The sequence below is a fragment of the Clostridium uliginosum genome (assembly GCF_900112485.1).
Taxonomy (GTDB): Bacteria; Bacillota; Clostridia; order Clostridiales; family Clostridiaceae; genus Clostridium; species Clostridium uliginosum.
Genome location: NZ_FOMG01000043.1, coordinates 1 through 20,978, shown reverse-complemented (window position 1 = coordinate 20,978; position 20,978 = coordinate 1). Strand labels below are relative to the sequence as shown.

Sequence of the window (20,978 nt, the reverse complement as noted above, 5' to 3'; positions counted from 1 at the left end):
CCCATTTCTTTAATAATATATGTTAGCTTGTATTTTACAATTTTTGAGTAATTAATCATTAGTGATGCCTCCTTAAATTTTTATATATTTAAGGGGCTACGCCGCATTTTTCTATATATTTGTCAAGTGTTAATTGAAAAAAAAGCAAGGTATATTTTTATACCTTACTTTTTTTGAACAATATCAATGTCATTTTGTTAACTAAATGACATTGGCATACTGACTTGTTATTTTGTTGAATATGCCTAATAGTTTCTAGCATTTAAAGTTGTACCCATAAAAGATTACTCCTAATATGCATTAGGACAATCATTTATGGAACAACTTCAAATGAAGAAACTCTTAGCTTATTTTTCAATGCTTCTTACACAAATGTTATTTCTATTTCTTTTTTTAATATGCTTTATGGGTTTACTATATTTACAAACTTTTCTTATATAGTGTATATGTAATATTTTAACTTTTATAGAATAGATATATACAATACATACTGTAGAGTTTAAAGGAGGAAAATTATTATGAATTTAAAAGAACACATCAAAAGTTCAACTAGAAATGTTATTATTTCTAGGGTATGTACGTTTTTAGAAAAAAATCCCGAAAAAAATGTAGATAAACTTTTTCAATTAATCACCAAGTTGGCAAAAGATAAAGAGAGTAAGCTAGCAATAACTTCTATTGATACTTATTATCATGAAATACCTTCTGTTAAAGAATTAATTCAAAACATCTTAACAAGTACAAATCCTGAATTTTTAAAAAAATTCTTTATTAATTTTTTAGGGAATGCAATTTGGTCTGGTGGTGAAAAAAGAAAAAATATACTTTTAGCAGAAAACACAAAAGTTCCCTTTGCATTGCTTATAAGCCCCTCAATGAAATGTAATTTACATTGCAGTGGTTGTTATGCTGCTAAATATGATAAATCTAAAGGACTTACATATGACGAAGTTGATAGAATTATTGGTGAAGCAAGAGATCTCGGAATACATTACATGATAATTTTAGGTGGAGAACCTTTCTTTGTTGATTTTATGTATGATATTTATAAAAAATATAATGATGTATTATTTACTCCTTTTACAAATGGTACTTTATTTACTCCTGAAGTTGCTGATAAATTAGCTTCTTTAAACAATGTTATGCCTATGTTTTCTCTTGAAGGCTTCAAAGAAGAAACTGATTCTAGAAGAGGAGATGGCACTTTTGATATGGTTATGAATGGTATGGACTTATTAAAAGAAAGAGGTATTCCTTTTGGAGTATCTTCTGCTACTTCAACTCATAATATGAATACTGTAACATCTGATGCCTTTATAGATATGTTAATAAAAAAAGGGTCAAAAATGAATTGGTACTTTATGTACATGCCTGTAGGTGAAGGAATTAATATTGACAACATGCTTAAGCCTGACCAAAGAATAGAACTTGGTAGAAGGACTAAGAATATTAGAAATACCAAACCTTATTTCACTATTGATTTCTTTAATGATGCTCCATATGTTGGAGGATGTATTGCTGGTAAGTATTATTGCCATATAAATGCTACTGGTGATGTAGAACCATGTATATTTGCTCATATAGCATGTGATAATGTAAAAACCAAACCATTAATAGATATATTTAGAAGTGAATTATTTAAGGAACTTAGATCTCGTCAGCCATATAATAAAAATATGCTAATGCCATGCATGATGATCGATAATACTAATGTGATTAGAGAAGTAAGTAAAAAAGTAAAAGCTTTTACTACTGAAAACAGTGGAATATCTATGTTATATGATAAGACATTTCAAAGCAAACTTGATAAACTATCATCGGAATATAAACCTTATGCTGATAAAGCTTGGGAAGAAGATTTTCATTCCAAAGGTAATGATGATTTTTCTAAGGGATAAATAATTTTGAGAAAATAGCGTTAATTATATTATAAGATATTTATAATAAGACACATTCAAAAAAACGTCAAAATTTTTTAAAAATTGCTTTGTTTTAAAACCGTGTTGAATTGTTATATAAAGCTCATGGACGGTGAAATTCATATAGGAAACTCGACTCATGTACATTCGCTGAGTAAGTTCAAAAACAAAATATAAAATTTTGATTTTCACTTAAGAGTTCTACAAAGCAAATTTCAATGCCAGTTCGCTATTATATAACAATATCAACACTTTTCTAAAACATAGCCTTTAAAATAAATTTTTGCCGTCTGTATTTTTTATATAAAATCAAACAACAAATTTTTTATCTAGTTAAGTACAAATATAATAACTTAAGAGTATTTTCTAAAGCATTATAATGTGTTCTTTCCATACCATGAGATGCACTAACACCTGGTCCTATCAGTGCTCCTCTTATATTGTTTCCACCTTTTAATGCTGCTCCAACATCTGAACCATACATAGGATAAATATCAACTGCATAATCTAAAGTATTATTTTTTGCTAAGTTAACTAAGTCTGTAACCATATTATAGTCATATGGGCCACCTGAATCCTTAGCGCAAATTGAAACATCATATTCTGTGCAACTTAGATCATCACCTATACATCCCATATCAACAGATATCATTTCTGTAATATCTTCTGGAATATATGAAGAACCATGACCTACTTCTTCATAAGTAGAAATAAATATCTTAGTAGTAAAATTAGGTACTATATTTTCTCTCTTAAATAACTCTAATAATCCCATTAGACAAGATACACTACCCTTGTCATCTATAAATCTTGACTTAATAAATCCACTTGAAGTTATTGTTGTTTTAGGATCTATAAAAATAAAATCTCCTGCACAAATTCCTAGTTTTTCAGTTTCTTCTTTAGAAGATACTCTTTCATCAATTCTTATTTCCATATTCTTAGGATCACGAATTTTAGTTGCACTATCTTCAAATACATGAGCTGCTGGACTTGTACTTAAAAATGTTCCACTATAAAGCTTACCTTCTCTTGTTCTAATTGTGCAGTATTCTCCATCTAATGTTGGAACTATTGGTCCTCCAAGTAATGTAAATTTTAGCTTTCCTTGAGGTGTTATCGACCTAACCATTGACCCTAATGTATCTACATGAGCTGATAACCCTATAACCTCTTCATTGGACTTTCCTTTGATAGTTATTATTCCACAACCTTTTTTTGTGTTTTCAAATTGATATCCAAAATCTTCTGAAATTTTCTTTATTTTGTCCATTATTTCAAAACAAAATCCAGTAGGACTATTAAATTCTAATAATTCTTTTGCTACTTTAAAAATATATTTTTTATTAATTTCTATATTCATACTTATCTCCTTTATAATCATCAAAATTTCATCATACTTATAATATTTTGGACTTACACTAAAAACTATTCTTCACAATATTTAAGCACATTACTTTACATAAGGCACATTAAAATAAATAGCAAGTCAGTATGCTAGTCTATTTTGCGTCATACTACGTCGTATCTTTGACTTGTTATTTTCTTTCATGTGCCTAACTAAATATTTTAGTATGGATAATAATAAAAATGTGTTGCTCTATCTGTGTCATATTGTGAATCATCATATAAAACATTTCTTATATGAAGTATGTTATTCTCAAATTTTTCTCTTTGATTATCAACTATATATGCATATTCAGAGTTTTTCCAACACATAAACATATAAACATGTGTATATCCATTTGTAAAAATAATATCTCCTGGCTTTAATTGAGTAAAATCATAGCTTGCCACAAAACCTCTACTTTGTAGTTCTCTTTCTAATTGATAAGTATTACAAGTTTGACTTGGTAATGCAACACTATTTCTTCTCAAAATTTCTGATAAGAAATATACACAGTTATTACTTTGCACTCCATTATGTAAGCTTATAGCTGTATTATGAACACTTACTTGATTATTAACATCTGTCATATATTTAAATGCATTATATTGTGTATTTGAATGAGAGTAATTATAATATGTATTTGCAACTTCTCCATTAGGTTGTACATATGTATAATTATCAACCCACATATTTTTAGCTAATGTACCTTCTGCATAAAATTTATATTTTTTACCATCTATAACCACTTCTTGTCCAGCTGCCATAACTCCATTATCATCAAAATAATACTTTTCATCTCCAATTTCTAGCCATCCATGTTTCATAACACCATAGCCATCAAAAAAATATGATTTACCATCTATTACTTTCCATCCTGTAAACATTTCTCCATTTTCGTTTAAGTAATACTTATTAGACTTTATTGTTACTAAACCTGTTTGCATTTCTTCTTTTTCATTAAAATAATACCATTTACCGTTTATTAATTTCCAAGCATTTTTTAATGTTGAACCTGCTTTATCATAGTAATGCCATTTACCATCAACTTGATCCCATCCAGTTTTCAAACTTCCATCTTCACTAAATCTGTAAGCTTTACCATCTATTTCTTGTAATCCTGTAAGCTTGTCCCCTCTTGAGTCCATATGAAACCATTTTCCTTTAAGAAAATACCAATCTTCTTTTAATGTAAGTTCTTTACCTTCTACATCAACATAAGGATATTCACCTTTAATTATCTTTTTTTCAAATTCTTCTGGTAAATCTCTAAATTTGTTATCTCCTAAATCTAGATATGTTAATTTTTTTAGTTCAAGTATATTTTCAGGAACTTTAGTTAATCTACAATAATCTAAATTTAGATATTCTAAATTTTTTAATAAACCTATTGATTTAGGAATTTCACCTTCTATTTTTTTATAATGTAAGTCAATACGTTTAATTGATAAAAAGTCCTGCTCTGTAATATCTTTTAAGTCCTTATTTAATTGTGCTGCTACTTCCCTATTTAACCAATTGTCTTCTGCTTGAAATTCATCTTGATTAGAAATTTTAACATCTGCGTTTACATTTTTCTCATAAGCAAATGTAGGAATACTATTGCTACATATAATAAGTAATGCAATTGCTCCTATTTTAATTATACTTTTGTTCATTGTATTGATTCCCCCTTAGGTATTTCCCAATAAATAACTATTCCGTCTTCTTGTCTTTTTTGTACTATTCTGAGTCAGCAAATGCAGCTAATAGTAGCAGTATAACTACCTTCGCTTCCTTGTCTAGTTCAAAAAAGCCTAAAAATCCTTGGCTAGTTATTTATTTTACGATGCCTTATTATGCACACTAAATTGTACCATTTAATAGTACATACTACAAATAAAGAAATTGGTACTAAAATATTAAATTAATGCATTTTATCAGTTAAATAATTTAAATTTAACTATAAATCTATATTTATTATTTTAGAAGTTGATTTATTTTTAATACTATATAAGTTACAATATTAAATATGTAAGCATTTGAAATAAAACAAATAAAATTTTCAATTACAATTTTTGTATTATTTTAGGAACTTATAATTATTAAATATTTATGATAGGACGTGAACTAACTATGGCTAAATCAAAAAAGCCTACCTTATTTTTAGGTATTATATTATTTATATTTTTAGCGTTAGGGGCTACCTACTACATTGGCTTTTATCCTAAAAGTGAAGTTACAAATATTAATTCTATATCTAATTTTAATCAAAAAATGTTATTAAACAAATTAACATCTAATAACTTAAATATTTCTTCAAAAGAAGTATCTTTAGAAACTTCTATAGCACTTTCTGAAGATGATCTTACTGATTTATTTGTTAACTTAATTGCAAGTAATAGTAAATTATCGAATATTATAACAGGTATAAAAGCTGAAATAAATGATAATAAAATTAATGTATTACTTCACTTAAAATATAAAGGAATTCCTCTTGAAGGCAATTTAGTCTTTAGTTGTGAAGCTTTAAATGGCAAATGTGTCCTTCATTATGAAAGTGGTAACTTAGGGTTTATAAGTATTAATAAAGATTTGATATTTTCAAAATTAATATCTAATGAAATTTTAGATATTGATAAGGAAGCTGGAGACATTATACTAAAAGTTAAAAACCTAAAAGGACTAGAAATTAAAAATTTAAGTATAAAGAATAATGAAGTAATATTCACTATTAAAGGTACTCTTAATTTACAAGATTTAAATAAATTAAAATAATAAAAATCCCAAAGATGTTTTAAATAAAACATTCTTTGGGATTTTTTATTTATATGGCTATGTTTTAAAGTAGTGTTGATATTTTAATATAAAGGCGAACTGGCATTGGAATTTGCTTTGTAGAACTCTTAATGAATATTTGTACTATTAACGCTTGTCATAATCTTTGATTAGGAGCATGCATTAATAGTACTAGTATTCGTTTTAGAGTTCTTAAGTAAGAGTCAAAATTTTATATTTTGTTCCTCGAACTTACTCAGCGAATGCATATGAGTCGAGTTTCCTATATGAATTCCACTGTCCATGAGCTTTATATTACAATATCAACATTCACTTAAAACATAGCCATTTATATAAGATACCTGAAAGGAAATTAATAAGCAGCTCTAAATATATCTACTATATCTTTTTCATTTCCTTTTCTTGGATTACTAAATGCATTTCCATCTTGAAGTGCTAATTCTGCCATATATTCAAAATCTTCTTCTTTTATTCCCTTTTCTTTTAAACTTGTTGGGATTCCGATATCTTTTGAAAGTTTAAACATAGCATCTATAGATTTTTCTGCTGCTTCCATAACTGAAAGTCCTTGAATGTTTTCTCCCATAAATTCAGCTATATCAGCAAATTTCTTAGGATTTGCAATAATGTTATAACGCTCAACATGTGGCAATAACATAGCATTTGCTACACCGTGAGGCATATCATATAATCCTCCAAGTTGATGAGCCATAGCATGAACATATCCTAAATTAGCGTTATTAAATGCCATTCCAGCTAATAATGAACCATAAGCCATGTTTTCTCTAGCTTCAAGATTTTCACCTAAAGCAACTGCTTGTCTTAAATTTTGAGAAATTAATTTAATAGCTTGTATAGCTGAAGCATCCGTTACTGGATTAGCATCCTTTGAAACATAAGCTTCTATTGCATGAGTTAAAGCATCCATTCCTGTAGCTGCAGTTAATCCTGCTGGTTTTTTAACCATAAGAAGTGGATCATTTATAGAAACTAAAGGTAAGTTTCTCCAGCTAACTATAACAAATTTTATTTTCTTCTTTGTGTTAGTTAAAACACAATGACGAGTTACTTCACTTGCTGTTCCTGCTGTAGTATTTACTGCTACTATTGGTGGAAGTGGATTTGTAAGTGTTTCTATACCTGCATAGTCATAAAGATCGCCTTCATGAGTTGCAGCTATTCCTATTCCTTTACCACAATCATGTGCACTTCCACCACCTACTGTTACTATCATGTCACAATTTTCATTTTGGAATATTTTTAACCCCTCTGCAACATTTACATCCTTTGGATTAGGTTCAACTCCATCATAATATACAACATCTATTCCTGCTTCTGTTAAATACTTAACTGTTAATTGAACAGCTCCGCCTTCCATGTCTCTTAAAAATTTATCAGTAACTATTAAGGCTTTCTTTCCGCCTAATATTTTACATCTTTCTCCTACAACTGACACAGAATTTGCGCCCATAAAGTTTACACTTGGTACTAAATAATCATACATTCTCATTATTTTCATCCTCCATTTGTCTCTTTGTTTATCAAACAACATTAGTTTGTTTTTTATCAATAATTTTTGTTTGTATTAATAGTATCATAGCATTGTTAATTTATTGTCAAAATTTATTGCTCTTTAACAATACTTTTTTGTGATTTTAATTCTAATTTTCTTATTGACATAGTATTATTTTGTTCTTGCCTATGTTGTTTTGTCTTATTCTTAATTTACACCACTAAAAATTATTCAGCTCCAATAGTACAAATTATTCCCATATCTTCAACTATAGATTTTAAAGTATTCATTTTTTCTTCATTAGGAGTACTCAATTCTTTAAGTTCATACTCTCTTCCTATTGCTTCATATTTGCCTTCTCCATAATTATGGTATGGCAAAAGATCTATCCTCTTTAAATTCTTTAGGTCCTTTGAAAATTCAGCAATATTCTTTATGCTTTTTATATCTGCATTAAATCCTTCAATGACCGGAACTCTAATAATTAGTTCTTTAGAAATCTCATCTGTTAATTTTATATTTTCTAAAATAACTTTATTATCTACACCTGTAAATTTCTTATGTATTTCGCTATCCATGCTTTTTATATCTACCATAACTAAATCTACATATGGAATTACTTTTTTAACAGCTTCATTACCTACATACATTGCGGTTTCAATAGCAGTATGCCATCCATATGATTTACATCTTCTTAAAAGTTCTACTGCAAAATCTGGCTGAAGCAACACTTCTCCCCCTGATAGGGTTATACCACCATTAGATCTTCTATAATGAATGCTATCTTTTTTTAATTCTTCTATTACCTCGTGAACACTACATTCTTTTCCTTCAAGTACTAAGGCTCCACTTAGACAATTATCAACACATTTAGTACAAACTTTACATTTGTCTTTATTTATTCTATATTGTGAAGTTATATCAACTGCTAACTTATCACACGCTAAAGAACATTTTCCGCATTTAGTACACAAGTTTTTATTAAACAGAATTTGAGGAGCAATTTCTTGTGATTCTGGATTACTACACCAAAGACATGACATCGGACAGCCTTTAAAAAACACTATACTTCTTATCCCAGGCCCATCATGCAATGAAAATTTCTGTATATTAAATATAACTCCATTAGTATCTTTATTCATAAATTTCATATCTCCTATAGAGCAGTTCCTACATAACGTGCTCTGTTCTTGCAATAATATCATTTTGTATAGATTTATCAAGTGAAATAAATTGAGCACTATAACCTGCAACTCTAACTATTAAATCTTGATACTTTTCCGGATTCTTTTGTGCTGCAATTAATATCTCTTTATCAATTACATTATATTGAACATGGAAACCTTTTTGATCAAAGTAACTTCTAATTAATGCTGTTAAATTCATTAGCCCTTTATCGCCTTTTAACGCTGACGGATGGAATTTTTGATTAAATAAAGTTCCATTTGATGCGATAAAATGATCTAATTTAGCAACTGAATTACATGCTGCAGTAGGTCCTGAAACATCACACCCTCTTGATGGTGAAACTCCATCTGCTAATGGTTGAGCTTGATTTCTACCATCAGGAGTAGCTCCAGTTAACATACCAAAAAATACATTAATTGATGATGGATAAAGTCCTGGTTGGAACTTTCCGCCTCTTGGATTTGTATACTTATTAACTTCTCTGCTATATACTAATGCGCCTTCTCTTGCTAATTCATCAACTTCATCAATGTCATTACCAAACTTAGGTGCCTTTTTAAGCAATTGTTGTATAACTTCTGTTCCCTCAAAATCATTATTTAATGCTTTCTTTAAATCATGTGGTGTAACTTTCTTATCGTCAAAAACGATCTTCTTAACAGCTACTAATGAATCTCCTAAATTAGCTACTCCAACCCCTTGTGGACCACTAAAGTTATAATGAGCTCCACCATCTTGTAGCGCTTTTCCCTTTCCAATACAATCATCTACCATTGATGATAAGAACGGTAATGGTGCTCTTTCTGCATGGGCTAAATCTATACAGTTATCTGCTGTACACATATTTCTTACAAAATACTCCATTTGAACTTTATATGCTTCCATAAATTCATCAAAAGATATCATATCATCAAAGTTTTGTGTTTTAGGTCCTATTTGCTTTTTATTATCTTCTCCAGAATTTATAGTTAATTCAATTATTCTTGCAAGATTAAAGAATGCTGAATCATGCCATCCTTCAGTCTTTCCAGGTTTTTGAGGTTCAACGCATCCTATAATACCATAATCTCTTGCATCCTCTAATGTAAGTCCTCTGGCTACTAATGATGGAATAATAACTTCATCATTATAATAAGCTGGAAGACCTAGGCCTTCTCTAGTTAATTCAGCAGCTCTAAGCATAAATTCATCAGGTGTTTTATTCCAAATTCTTACTGATAACGAAGGCTGAGGTAACTTTACATGTACTGCTGCTTCTAAAGCCATGTATGATATTTCATTTGTTACATCTTTTCCTTCAGCATTTTGTCCACCTACTATTAGGTTTTGATACATTGGATATCCACCAAAATGTTTAGTTGAAATTTCATCTCTTACCTTATTGATATCATTTAATTTTATCCAAATACAATCAATTAATTCTTGCGCAAACTCTCTGTCTATTGCTCCTGCTTTTGCATCTTTTTCATAGAAAGGATACATATATTGGTCAAATCTAGCTGGTGAAATAGAGTGTCCATTAGATTCAATATTAATTATTGCATGAACAAACCAGAATGATTGACAAGCTTCATAAAAAGAAGTTGCTCCTTCTGCTGGAACCTTTGTGCAAATTCTTGCTATATTATTTAATTCTTCTTTTCTGTTTTCATTCTTAGTATTTTTAGCAAGTTCTTTTGCCTTTTCAGCATATCTCTTTGCATAATCTATTGCTGCTTCACAAGATATAATAACACTCTTTAGGAATTTCTCTTTCTTTATGTAATTAGGATCTATACTTTTGCTTTCTTCCATTTGTTCTAAGGCTTCTTTTATGATTCCGTTATAACCAATTTTTAATACTTTGTCATAATTTACTGCAATATGTCCTACTCCATTATAATAATAGTTTCCAACTGTAAACACATTTGCATTTACTGCATCTACTGTTTCCTGTGACATATATGACGTTGCTAATTCACTTGTTGTTTTTCCATCCCAATATTCAAAAACATCTTGTAATTTTGCTTTATCTTCTTCAGATATTTGGAATGAATCTCCTCCTCTTTTATCAATTCTATCAAGTTCTTCTTTTAGCCATTTATTAGAGAACTCTGGAAATACTTGTGAAGATCTTGCTTCTTTAGTTAAACTTCCTACTATAAGTTCTTCTTCTCTAATTGTAATAGGCACATTATTTAATATTTTCTTTAGCGCTAACGCTCTTCTTATTATCGTTGGTTGACCTTCTGTTTCTTTATAAGATTGAGTTATTAAAACTGCTCTTTCTACTTCAACACAAGGTTTTGCATCTAATATTTGTGCTTTTAAAACTTTAATTCTATCTGTTTCTTTACTAAAACCTTTACTTATCATTTCTTTGCCTCCACTCATAATTCTCTTTCGATTGATTTAATACTATCACTATATTGATAATTTTTTAACAAATATTATTGCTTAACATTAGTATTTTTTTGTTGTTTTTTATATTTAATTTTATATCACAGTACTATTTTGTTTATATCCTTGTTTTTTTGTTATTTAGACATATTTTTAAAAATAACAAGTCAGTTGTTAGTATATGGCTTATAACAAAATGGGGCTGTATCATAATACAAATCTTTTAATGATATGATGTATATTTTAAAAAAAATAGAAATAACATTTGTGGAAAAATCATTGAAAAATAAGCTTAGCTCATTTTTCTAGTCTTCTTTAATAAATGTTATTTCTATTTCTTTGTTATTGCTTCACTTGATAATTTTAAGACAGCTTCTTTGCTTTATTTATTTCTGTACTCAGTTGGAGTTATACCAACTATTTTTTTAAAAACTTTTGAAAAATATCCTGATTCATCGTAGCCTAAGTGTATGGCAATATTTAATATTGGCATATCTGTAGTACTTAAGATTTCTTTAGATTTTTCTATCTTATATAAATTAATATAATCAATAAAATTCATTCCTATATCCTTTTTAAATAATTTACTAAAATAAAATATACTTAAATTGCAAGATCTTGCTGCACTTTGTAAAGTTATTTTTTCTTTATAATTTTCTTCAATATAATTTAATACTGGTTCTAAAACTTTACTTATCTCTCTGTTACCTATTAATTTTTCTCTAATAATGCACTCTGTATTGTCTTTATAAATAATATCTAAAACTTCATTCATTAAACTACTGATAGAAGTTAAACTATTTAATGAATAAAGCTTTTCCATGTATAATTGATTATTTATTTCTTCTTTACTTTTACTTTTTATCTTAGCAAAAATTTTAATTATCTTATCTAATAAAATTTGTACCTTACCTCTAAAAACATAAATGTCATTATTTCCTTGTAATATGTATCCTTCCAAAATGTTTTTCAATAAAATTTTTACACCATTTTCCTCATTAGAAATTATTTTATCCAATAGTAATAATTCTTGTTCTTTTAATTTATTACTATTCGTCTTTAAATTTATAATCTGTCTATTTAAAATTTCTATTAAATAATTCTTATTTATAGGTTTTAATATATAGTCATTAACTTGTAAGTCTACCTTTTCATATTTAAAATTATAATACTCCATTAGCAATATTATTATCTTTTCTTTATTTCTATCTTTTATAATTTTAGAAGCTTCTATCCCATTAATACCTGGCATTTCATTATCCATAATTATTATATCAGGTTCTAACTCTTTATCCTTTTCTATAGCTATTTTACCATTTTCTGCTGTTCCTACAATAAGCAATTCATCTGTTAAATCATCAATCATGATTTTGATTGCTTCTATCTCTAAAGCTTCATCATTGACTAAAATAACATTAAACACCCTATCACTCCCATCTATCATCTTTAGGTAAATTAATTATGACTTTTGTCCCTTTTTTTATTTCACTTTCTATATTTATAAGATAATCATACTTATAAAAATTTCTAATTCTTTGTTTAGCACTTTCAATTCCAGTAAACAAAAAATTTATATTTTGATTTATATCTTGATTTATATATTTAAGCTTTTCTTTTGCAATTCCAATTCCATTGTCTATTATTAATATCCGAATGAATTCCTTTTCTCTTTCTACTTTTATTGTTACATATCCTCCATCTTCTTTTGAACTTATTCCATGTTTAACAACGTTTTCAACAAATGGATACATAGACATAAAAGGAATTTTTACTTTTTCATCTTCACTATTTATTTCTATATTAAAATTTAATCTCTTACCAAATCTAATTTTTTGTAAATTTAAATACGATAAGCTATAATTTATTTCTTCTCCTAAAGTCACAATTTTGTTTGATTTTTCAAAAGTATCTCTAATGAATTCAGAAAGTTTAAAAGTAACTTCACTTGTCTTTTTAGCATTTTCAATTAATGTTAGTGAATAAATACTATTTAATATGTTGAATATAAAATCCTGATTTATTTGTGAACTTAATAACATTAATCTTGATTTTTCTAACTCTTTTTGAAATTTTATTTCATTAATTCCAGATTGTATCATTTTATTATTTGTTTCACTTAATTTTTGTTCATTTATTTTATACATACTTTCTTCTACAATGTATTTTGAAATATGAAGCATCATTTGTGCAATATGCTTAATCTTTTCTAATGGAATAACAGGTAATCTTTTATATGCACTAATAAGCATTTCATTTTCCTCTATGTTGAAATTAATAGGAACAACACTTTCTAAATTTGACTGATCCCTTTCTTCAGTTAAAACTTGTCCAGCCATTATAGATCCTAAATACTGTCCTTGAACAATAATTGGCACTGCAAAATCCACAATACCTTTATGACAAATATATATGTATGGTTCTCCTGTTCGTGTAGCTTCAATTCCTCCTCTTGAATCACATTTTTCACATAATTCTACCAGATCTTTATTTAAACGCACTATATTACAAAATTCTGTGCAACAACTATGTTCAGTTATAGGCTTTCCTTTATAATCTGTAGTTATAATAGCAATTCCTGTTGCCTTTGCAATATCATCTTGAATTTTTTGAAAAGCTTCCACATTTATTATATCTTTAAGATTAATAATTCTATTCAATATGCTCCCTCCAATATAATAATATTATTTATCATCTGTAACCTTAATATAATTATGTTAAAATAATAACATGAAAGTTCTAAAAAATATAGCAAATCATTTTATCTCTAAAATAATAGTCTGTAAACAGAGATGTCTGAAAATAATTTAGTTATAAAACGAAATAAGGATAAGCATTTACTCCAATCACTGAAAAATTTCGTAAAAGCATATCCCTATTTTTGTGTTTATAAATTAATTAAATAAATAATATTTAATTCTATCTCAGCACTAAATTTTATTTTAACTTTCAGATAGGCCCTTTACATAGCTTATCTTATACTCTCTTTTATTATTTTACTTTTTTAGAATATAGACGATTAATTGCACTAAATATAGATTTTATTGATGCTCTTGTAATATTGGTATTAACACCAACACCAAAAGTTTTCTCATGTGTATCATTTCTCTCCATATATACATAAGCAGCAGCCTTTGCTTCTGAACCAGTACTTAAAGCATGCTCTGTATAATCAATAATCTTAGTATCGATTAATTCAGTGGAAACTAACGCTTTCTTTAATGAATCTATAGGACCATTACCTATCCCTTCAAGTTCCATTTCTTTTTCTTTATAGATCAATGTAACATTTACTCTAGTATCTTCTTTATAATCTTCACCTGTAATATCAGTAATTGTACATTTAATCAACTTAAACGGTTCTTCAAGATCTAAGTATTCCTTACTAAATTGTTCCATTATTGTATCAGGAGCAATCTCACCCTTCTCTTCTGATAACTTTTGAATAACATCTGCAAATTCTTTCTGCATTGTTTTAGGAATTTTAAATCCAAAACAGTGATCCATTACAAATGCAACTCCACCTTTACCAGATTGACTGTTAATTCTAACTAAAGCTTCATATTCTCTACCTAAATCACTTGGATCAATTGGTAAATAAGGAACTTGCCATATATTATTTTTTCTTTCTTTGTACTTATCCATACCTTTATTTATAGCGTCTTGGTGTGATCCTGAAAAAGCTGTAAAAACTAATTTACCAGCATATGGATGTCTGACATGAACTGGTATCTTAGCACATCTCTCATATACATCAATTATTTCATTAATATCTTCTATATTTAAATTTGGATTAACTCCATGAGAAAACATATTGTAAGCTATATTTAAAACATCAACATTACCTGTTCTCTCTCCATTTCCAAATAAAGTTCCTTCAACCCTATCTGCTCCAGCTAAAAGAGCTAATTCTGCATCAGCTACCCCTGTACCTCTATCATTATGTGGATGTACACTTACAATCATTCTTGCTCTATTTTTAAAGTTCTTACACATCCATTCTATTTGATCTGCAAATATATTAGGCATATCCATTTGTACTGTTGATGGAAGATTTATAATTATTTTTTTATCCTCACTCGCTTCCCATACATCAGCCACAGCTTCGCATATATCTAAAGAATATTCAACTTCTGTTCCTGTAAAACTTTCTGGAGAATATTCTAGTAAAATCTCTCCATCAAAATCTTTTGCATACTCTTTAACCAACTTAGTTCCTTTTACTGCAATTTCTTTAATTTCATCTTTGCTCATATTAAAAACTACATCTCTTTGAAGAACTGAAGTTGAATTATATATATGAACAATGGCTTTTTTTAAGCCCGTTAAACCTTCAAAAGTTCTTGTTATTAAATGAGGTCTAGCTTGTGTTAAAACTTGCAAAACAACATCATCTGGAACATGATTTTCATCAACTAACCTTCTTAAAAAATCGTACTCTATTTGAGATGCTGAAGGAAATCCAACTTCAATTTCTTTAAATCCTAGCTTTACAAGTAACTTAAACATTTCTATTTTCTCATCTACAGTCATAGGATTTATAAGCGCTTGATTACCATCTCTTAAGTCAACACTACACCAAATAGGTGCTTTCTTTATTGCATTATTTGGCCATTGCCTGTCCTTTAACTTTACTGTTTCAAATCTTTTATATTTTTTATAATTTAACATTTCATCATCTCCCCAAAATTAAATATTCTTTATAAAAATTAATTAGGTATCTAAAAAAAATAACAGTTCGATATGCGATGTATATTGACTAGTTATTTTTTTAAAGATGCCTTAGATCTAAAACAGTGCAGTCCCTCAACTACCCCATACATCTTTATAATAAATATAATTTTTTTGTCTACTTTCTTAACCCCACCTAAACCACCTCTTTATATAATTATCAAATCTACATACCAGTGATTTTCTTTTTCCTTTTATTAAAATAGAAATATTAATACTGGTAACTATATATTAAAACTATTCTACCACTTTTTTAACTGTATGTAAAATAAATGTACTTTTTACAGTATAAATTGTTAATCATATTAGTGTTTTTTTATCTTTTTATCAATTATTTTTATAATTATATTTTTAGTCATTTTTTTAGGAATTAGAATATATTATAGTAAATCAATGTTTTTTGGAGTAAGATATGCAATTTTTTTCTCCCTTATTATTATCAATCTCATCAAATTTAGATACTTTTAGAATTTCAAATTTCTATGGAGCAAAAAAAATATGTATTAATAAAGTACAAATCATGCTTATTTCAATTATTACAACCATTGCGACTTTCTTTTCAATGTACTTAGGAACATTAATTAAAAATTTATTTTTAAGTGAAATTACCACTTTATTTGGTAGTGTACTTTTAATTTTTATAGGAATTTACTTTTTTGTAGAATATATAAGATTGAAAAAGAAAAGTCTTGGGGAAGATACATCTTATTATGTAGAAAACATTTCAAAATACAATATGTTTTTAGAGGAAGGTAAGTTAAGCATTTTCAATAATTCAGTAGATATACATTTCAAAGACTATATTTTTATTTCTCTTGCTCTTTCAAAAATTAATGTACAACTTGGAATTATAGCTAGTATTATTGGAGTGAACATACCACTTAGTATATTTTTCAATTTTATCATTACTATAGTTAGTCTTTGTTTAGGTGAGTATGTTGGGAAAAGCTGTTTTTCAAAATTAGTTACTAAATATTCTTACTTAGTATGTGGATGTATTATAATTATATTAGGAGTATATGAGATGTTTATATAATTTTAATTTTCTAATAATATTTGAATTAAAATAGGTAGATGATACTTAATTTAATAAAAATGAGGCTGTAGCTAATACAAATCATTTAATGATATGATGTATATTCAAAAAAAGAAATAGAAATAACATTTGTGGAAGAATCGCTGAAAAATAAGCTTAGAGTTTCTTCATTTGAAGTTGTTCCATAAATGATTGTCCTAATGCATATTAGGAGCAATTTTTTATGGGTACAACTTTAAATGTTAGAAACTTTTAGGCATATTCAACAAAATAACAAGTCAGTATGCTAGTCTTCTTTAATAAATGTTATTACTTCACTTGATAATTCTAAGACAGCCCCAAATAAACTCTATTTGGTATTATACATAAATAGGGTTTTCTTTTTTGTTATCTTTTATTTTTAGAATATAGCTCTTGTCCAAATTCTAATATTTAAAAATTGATAATCAATTTTGCTTATCTTTTACTTTTACTATATCATTGTTGATGAAAGGAGCAATGAAAATGAATAATAAAACGAATATAACTAATAATGACATTAAAGAAAAAGCTAATATTCAGAATAATTCTAAATCTTATAAAAATAAATGGATTATGCTTGGAGTATTAGTTACTCAACCTTTCATGGCTTGTATTGATGGTAGCATAATAAATGTTGCCCTACCCACCATTAGAGAAAATTTAGGTATAACAATGTCTTCTGCAGAATGGATAGTTAGCTCATATTTAATTGTTATATCTGCAGCTATATTAATTTTCGGAAGACTTGGAGATCTAAAAAGTAAAAGTAAAGTATTTTTAAAAGGTATTTTAGTTTTTGTTCTTGGATCACTTTTTTGTAGCTTGTCTCCTAATATTGAACTTTTAGTAATTTCAAGAATTATTCAAGCAATTGGTGCTGCTATGATTATGGCAACAAATCAAGGATTAATTGCTGACATCTTCCCTTTAAATGAAAGAGGTAAAGCACTTGGAATTTCAGGTTCATTTGTAGCGCTTGGATCTATTTTAGGTCCTGCTTTAGGTGGTGCTATTATTTCTTACTTAAGTTGGCATTTTATTTTTTTAATTAACATACCCATTGGTCTTATAGCTTATTTTATTGGTATGAAAACTCTACCAGTAAAAGAATCAAATTCCGATGAAACTATGGATAAAATTGGTGCAACAGTATTTGTTTTATCAATATTATTTTTGTTTACATCTATCCTATTAAGTCAAAATCTAGGATTTAAAAACATTTTTATAATTTCAGGTTTAGTAATGGGAATAATTTTTCTTATTATATTTTTAATAATTGAATCTAAAGTTGACAAACCAATGCTTGATTTATCATTATTTAAAGTTTCTTCTTTTTCTATTAATTTAGTTTGTGCATTTATTTCATTTGCCACAATAAATGCAATAAACATTATTTTACCATTTTATTTTACAGATATTTTAAAATATACACCAGCTGGAATTTCTGTATTAATGTTATTTAATCCTATTGTCTTATTATTTGTTGCACCTTTAAGTGGAGCATTATCTGATAAAATAGGTAGTAAAAAACTTACTTTATTAGGATTGTTTGGAACTACTTCTATTATTTTTGGAATGTCATTTTTAAATGAATATTCTACTAAGTTACACATAATTCTATTGCTTTCATTGCTTGGATTATCTAGTGGAATATTCAATTCTCCAAATACCAATATTGTAATGTCCTCTGTACCAAAAGATAAACTAGGTATTGCAGGTAGCACTAATGCATTGATTAGAAATTTAGGGTTAGCCTTTGGCGTATCATTATCCACATCAATACTTTATTCAAGAATGAGTAGGCTTGCAGGCTATAGAGTTTTAGAGGCAATTCCTGGTAAAGACTATATATTTGTTTATGGCATGAAAGGGGTTTATATAACACTTTCTATTGTTTGTTTATGTGCATTTTTACTTTCTTTAATAGATAAATTAAAAACAAGTAAAAACAACAAGTCAGTTTGATAATATATTTGACTTGTTATTTTCTTGCATATGCCTAAATAATTAAAATTATTATTTTAAGATGCCTTAATATTTAAACATATTAAAATTTCTTGTATTGGTTGCCTTTACCCTTAGCTGTATAATTATTTGTGTTTTCTTCATGTTCTACATATTCTTTAACTTTTGCATTTGTTAAATTACCTGTTTTTTGATCTAACTTTTCTTTCTTATTCTTTGACAAAAATATCACATCCCTTCTAAATTTTATTTTTAGTCAAAGTAAAGAAATTATCCTTTGTATTTTATTACTTATTATGAAGTCTTTAGGCATATTCAAAAAAATAACAAGTCAGTATGTTAGTCTATTGCAAATTAGTCACTTAATGTTATAATAAGTATGCACTTTTTTTGTGTGGGTGGGTGAGGGAGCTTTTGAAAGTCAGGTTGAAAGGATGAACAAATTTTTTAAACTAAAAGAACATAATACTACAGTTAGGAGGGAGACTATAGCCGCCTTAACATCATTTTTTGCAGCAGTTTATATTATAATTGTAAATGCTAGCATATTAAGTGATTCAGGTATCGCCATTGAACCATTAATTATTTCAACGGTATTATCTTCATTACTTGGATGTATTTTAGTCGGTTTTATTAGTAATGCCCCCCTAATAATTATGCCCGGAATGGGAATCAATGCACTTTTTACTTATACAATTGTAAAGACTTTAGGACTTACATTTTATGAAGGTCTAGCTACAGTAGTTATAGCAGGAATTTTATTTGTTATAATTGCACTTACTCCACTTGCAAAGATTATAACTGAAGCAATACCAAGTAATTTTAAGGCAGCTATTACAGTTGGTATTGGACTTTTTATAACTCTTATTGGCTTAGGAAAATCAGGTCTTGTAGTATCTGATCCTTCTACATTATTAAAGCTTGGAAATATAACTAGTCCTGAAGTTATAGCCTTTATCATTATTATGATTATAACTTTGATATTATTTATCAAAAATGTACCTGGTGGATTTTTAATTTCTATTATTTTAGGTACTATTATCTCTATATTTATGGGAATCGTAGATGTTAGTAATCTTACTTTTTCTCTTCCAGATTTTAATGCTTATAAAGATATATTCTTTAATGCTGATTTTGGTGGAATGACTAACCCTAATTTTTGGATAGCTACATTTTCATTAACGTTGGTATTAGTATTTGAAAATATTGGTCTATTACATGGTCAGCTAACAGGTATGTTGAATGTTCCTGAAAAAGCTCCAAAAGCTTTATCTGCAATTGCTTTTTCTGTTATTGGATATGGTTTCCTTGGAAGTAGTCCTCCTGTGTCTACAGTAGAAGGTGCTGCTGGAATTGCTGCTGGTGGAAGAACAGGCTTAACTTCAATAATAACTGGACTATTATTTTTAGCTTCGATATTTTTCATACCATTTATATCAATAATTCCAAATGCTGCATTATCTCCAATACTTATTATTATTGGTTCTTTAATGTTTCAAAATTTAAAGTATATTGACTTTGATGATTTAACAGAGCTGTTTCCAGCTTTTATAATAATCATTTTAATTCCTTTAACTTATAGTATTGTAGATGGAATAGCCTTCGGATTCATATTATATCCTATATGCAAACTATTTACTAATAAAAAGAAAGATGTATCTATTACTATGTATATTACATCATTAATTTTTCTTATTTACTTTATAGTTCAAGGATTTATTCATTAAGTATATTTATTTTAGGTATATAAAATAACAAGTCAAAAATGCGATGGATATTTTGTGTAAAGTTTAGTTCATAGCTTATCTATTAGCTACACCTACTGACACAAAAATAGACTAGCCTACTGACCAATGTCATTTAGATAAGGATTTATCCTTGTCAAGATCATCTAAGGATATTGAAAATATTCTTAGGTGACTTTTTTGTCTTACTATACATGCTACAAAATAATATTTTTGGGTGCAACAAATAAACAGATTTACATCTGTTTTTTTGAAATATGATAAAATTTATGCTACTCTATAAATGAAGCTTACCGAAGATTTGGTACGAAGTTTTCTT

14 protein-coding genes are annotated in these 20,978 nt (G+C 27.7%); 5 read left to right on the top strand and 9 right to left on the bottom strand.

Annotated elements, in window-relative coordinates; genetic code table 11:
- The first annotated feature begins 518 nt into the window (after window positions 1–518).
- Complete coding sequence (locus BM027_RS16980; RefSeq protein WP_090094375.1) at window positions 519–1,898, top strand: radical SAM/SPASM domain-containing protein; 1,380 nt, start codon at window positions 519–521, stop codon at window positions 1,896–1,898.
- Between the two features lie 346 nt (window positions 1,899–2,244).
- Here BM027_RS16980 and BM027_RS16975 read toward each other — a convergent pair whose 3' ends face one another.
- Both BM027_RS16975 and BM027_RS16970 read right to left on the bottom strand, forming a co-directional pair.
- Window positions 2,245–3,282: a M42 family metallopeptidase gene (locus tag BM027_RS16975; protein ID WP_090094374.1), complete on the bottom strand. Its 1,038-nt coding sequence runs from the start codon at window positions 3,280–3,282 to the stop codon at window positions 2,245–2,247.
- Between the two features lie 206 nt (window positions 3,283–3,488).
- The gene (locus BM027_RS16970; RefSeq protein ID WP_090094373.1) at window positions 3,489–4,964 is read right to left on the bottom strand and encodes a leucine-rich repeat domain-containing protein; all 1,476 of its coding nucleotides are present in this window, start codon (window positions 4,962–4,964) and stop codon (window positions 3,489–3,491) included.
- A gap of 457 nt (window positions 4,965–5,421) precedes the next feature.
- Between BM027_RS16970 and BM027_RS16965 the strand changes: the two genes are divergently transcribed.
- Window positions 5,422–6,063 (top strand): hypothetical protein, encoded by a 642-nt coding sequence (locus BM027_RS16965; protein WP_090094372.1) that lies wholly within the window; start codon window positions 5,422–5,424, stop codon window positions 6,061–6,063.
- 373 nt (window positions 6,064–6,436) lie between these two features.
- Here BM027_RS16965 and BM027_RS16960 read toward each other — a convergent pair whose 3' ends face one another.
- The 6 genes from BM027_RS16960 to leuA all read right to left on the bottom strand — a co-directional run bounded on the left by BM027_RS16960 (window position 6,437) and on the right by leuA (window position 15,832).
- The gene (locus tag BM027_RS16960) at window positions 6,437–7,594 is read right to left on the bottom strand and encodes an iron-containing alcohol dehydrogenase (protein WP_090094371.1); all 1,158 of its coding nucleotides are present in this window, start codon (window positions 7,592–7,594) and stop codon (window positions 6,437–6,439) included.
- A gap of 230 nt (window positions 7,595–7,824) precedes the next feature.
- Window positions 7,825–8,739, bottom strand: coding sequence for a glycerol dehydratase activator DhaB2 (dhaB2, locus tag BM027_RS16955; protein WP_090094370.1), 915 nt, complete (start codon window positions 8,737–8,739; stop codon window positions 7,825–7,827).
- Between the two features lie 28 nt (window positions 8,740–8,767).
- A complete protein-coding gene (dhaB1, locus tag BM027_RS16950) occupies window positions 8,768–11,140 on the bottom strand; it encodes a glycyl radical glycerol dehydratase DhaB1 (protein WP_090094369.1) in 2,373 nt (790 codons plus the stop codon).
- Between the two features lie 406 nt (window positions 11,141–11,546).
- On the bottom strand, window positions 11,547–12,587 hold the full coding sequence (locus tag BM027_RS16945) for a response regulator transcription factor (RefSeq protein WP_090094368.1): 1,041 nt from the start codon (window positions 12,585–12,587) through the stop codon (window positions 11,547–11,549).
- 4 nt (window positions 12,588–12,591) lie between these two features.
- The gene (locus BM027_RS16940) at window positions 12,592–13,821 is read right to left on the bottom strand and encodes a PocR ligand-binding domain-containing protein (protein ID WP_090094367.1); all 1,230 of its coding nucleotides are present in this window, start codon (window positions 13,819–13,821) and stop codon (window positions 12,592–12,594) included.
- A 331-nt stretch (window positions 13,822–14,152) separates the two neighbouring features.
- Complete coding sequence (gene leuA, locus BM027_RS16935) at window positions 14,153–15,832, bottom strand: 2-isopropylmalate synthase (RefSeq protein WP_090094366.1); 1,680 nt, start codon at window positions 15,830–15,832, stop codon at window positions 14,153–14,155.
- Between the two features lie 472 nt (window positions 15,833–16,304).
- On the opposite strand from leuA, the gene BM027_RS16930 reads away from it, so the two are divergent.
- Together BM027_RS16930 and BM027_RS16925 are read left to right on the top strand one after the other, a co-directional pair.
- Entirely contained in the window at window positions 16,305–16,928 is a 624-nt protein-coding gene (locus tag BM027_RS16930; protein WP_090094365.1) for an MntP/YtaF family protein, read from the top strand.
- Window positions 16,929–17,432: 504 nt separating this feature from the next.
- Window positions 17,433–18,914, top strand: coding sequence for an MFS transporter (locus tag BM027_RS16925; protein WP_090094364.1), 1,482 nt, complete (start codon window positions 17,433–17,435; stop codon window positions 18,912–18,914).
- An 82-nt stretch (window positions 18,915–18,996) separates the two neighbouring features.
- Here BM027_RS16925 and BM027_RS18325 read toward each other — a convergent pair whose 3' ends face one another.
- Window positions 18,997–19,137, bottom strand: coding sequence for a hypothetical protein (locus BM027_RS18325; protein WP_175560022.1), 141 nt, complete (start codon window positions 19,135–19,137; stop codon window positions 18,997–18,999).
- Between the two features lie 211 nt (window positions 19,138–19,348).
- Between BM027_RS18325 and BM027_RS16920 the strand changes: the two genes are divergently transcribed.
- Complete coding sequence (locus BM027_RS16920; RefSeq protein ID WP_090094363.1) at window positions 19,349–20,641, top strand: NCS2 family permease; 1,293 nt, start codon at window positions 19,349–19,351, stop codon at window positions 20,639–20,641.
- Window positions 20,642–20,978: the final 337 nt, after the last annotated feature.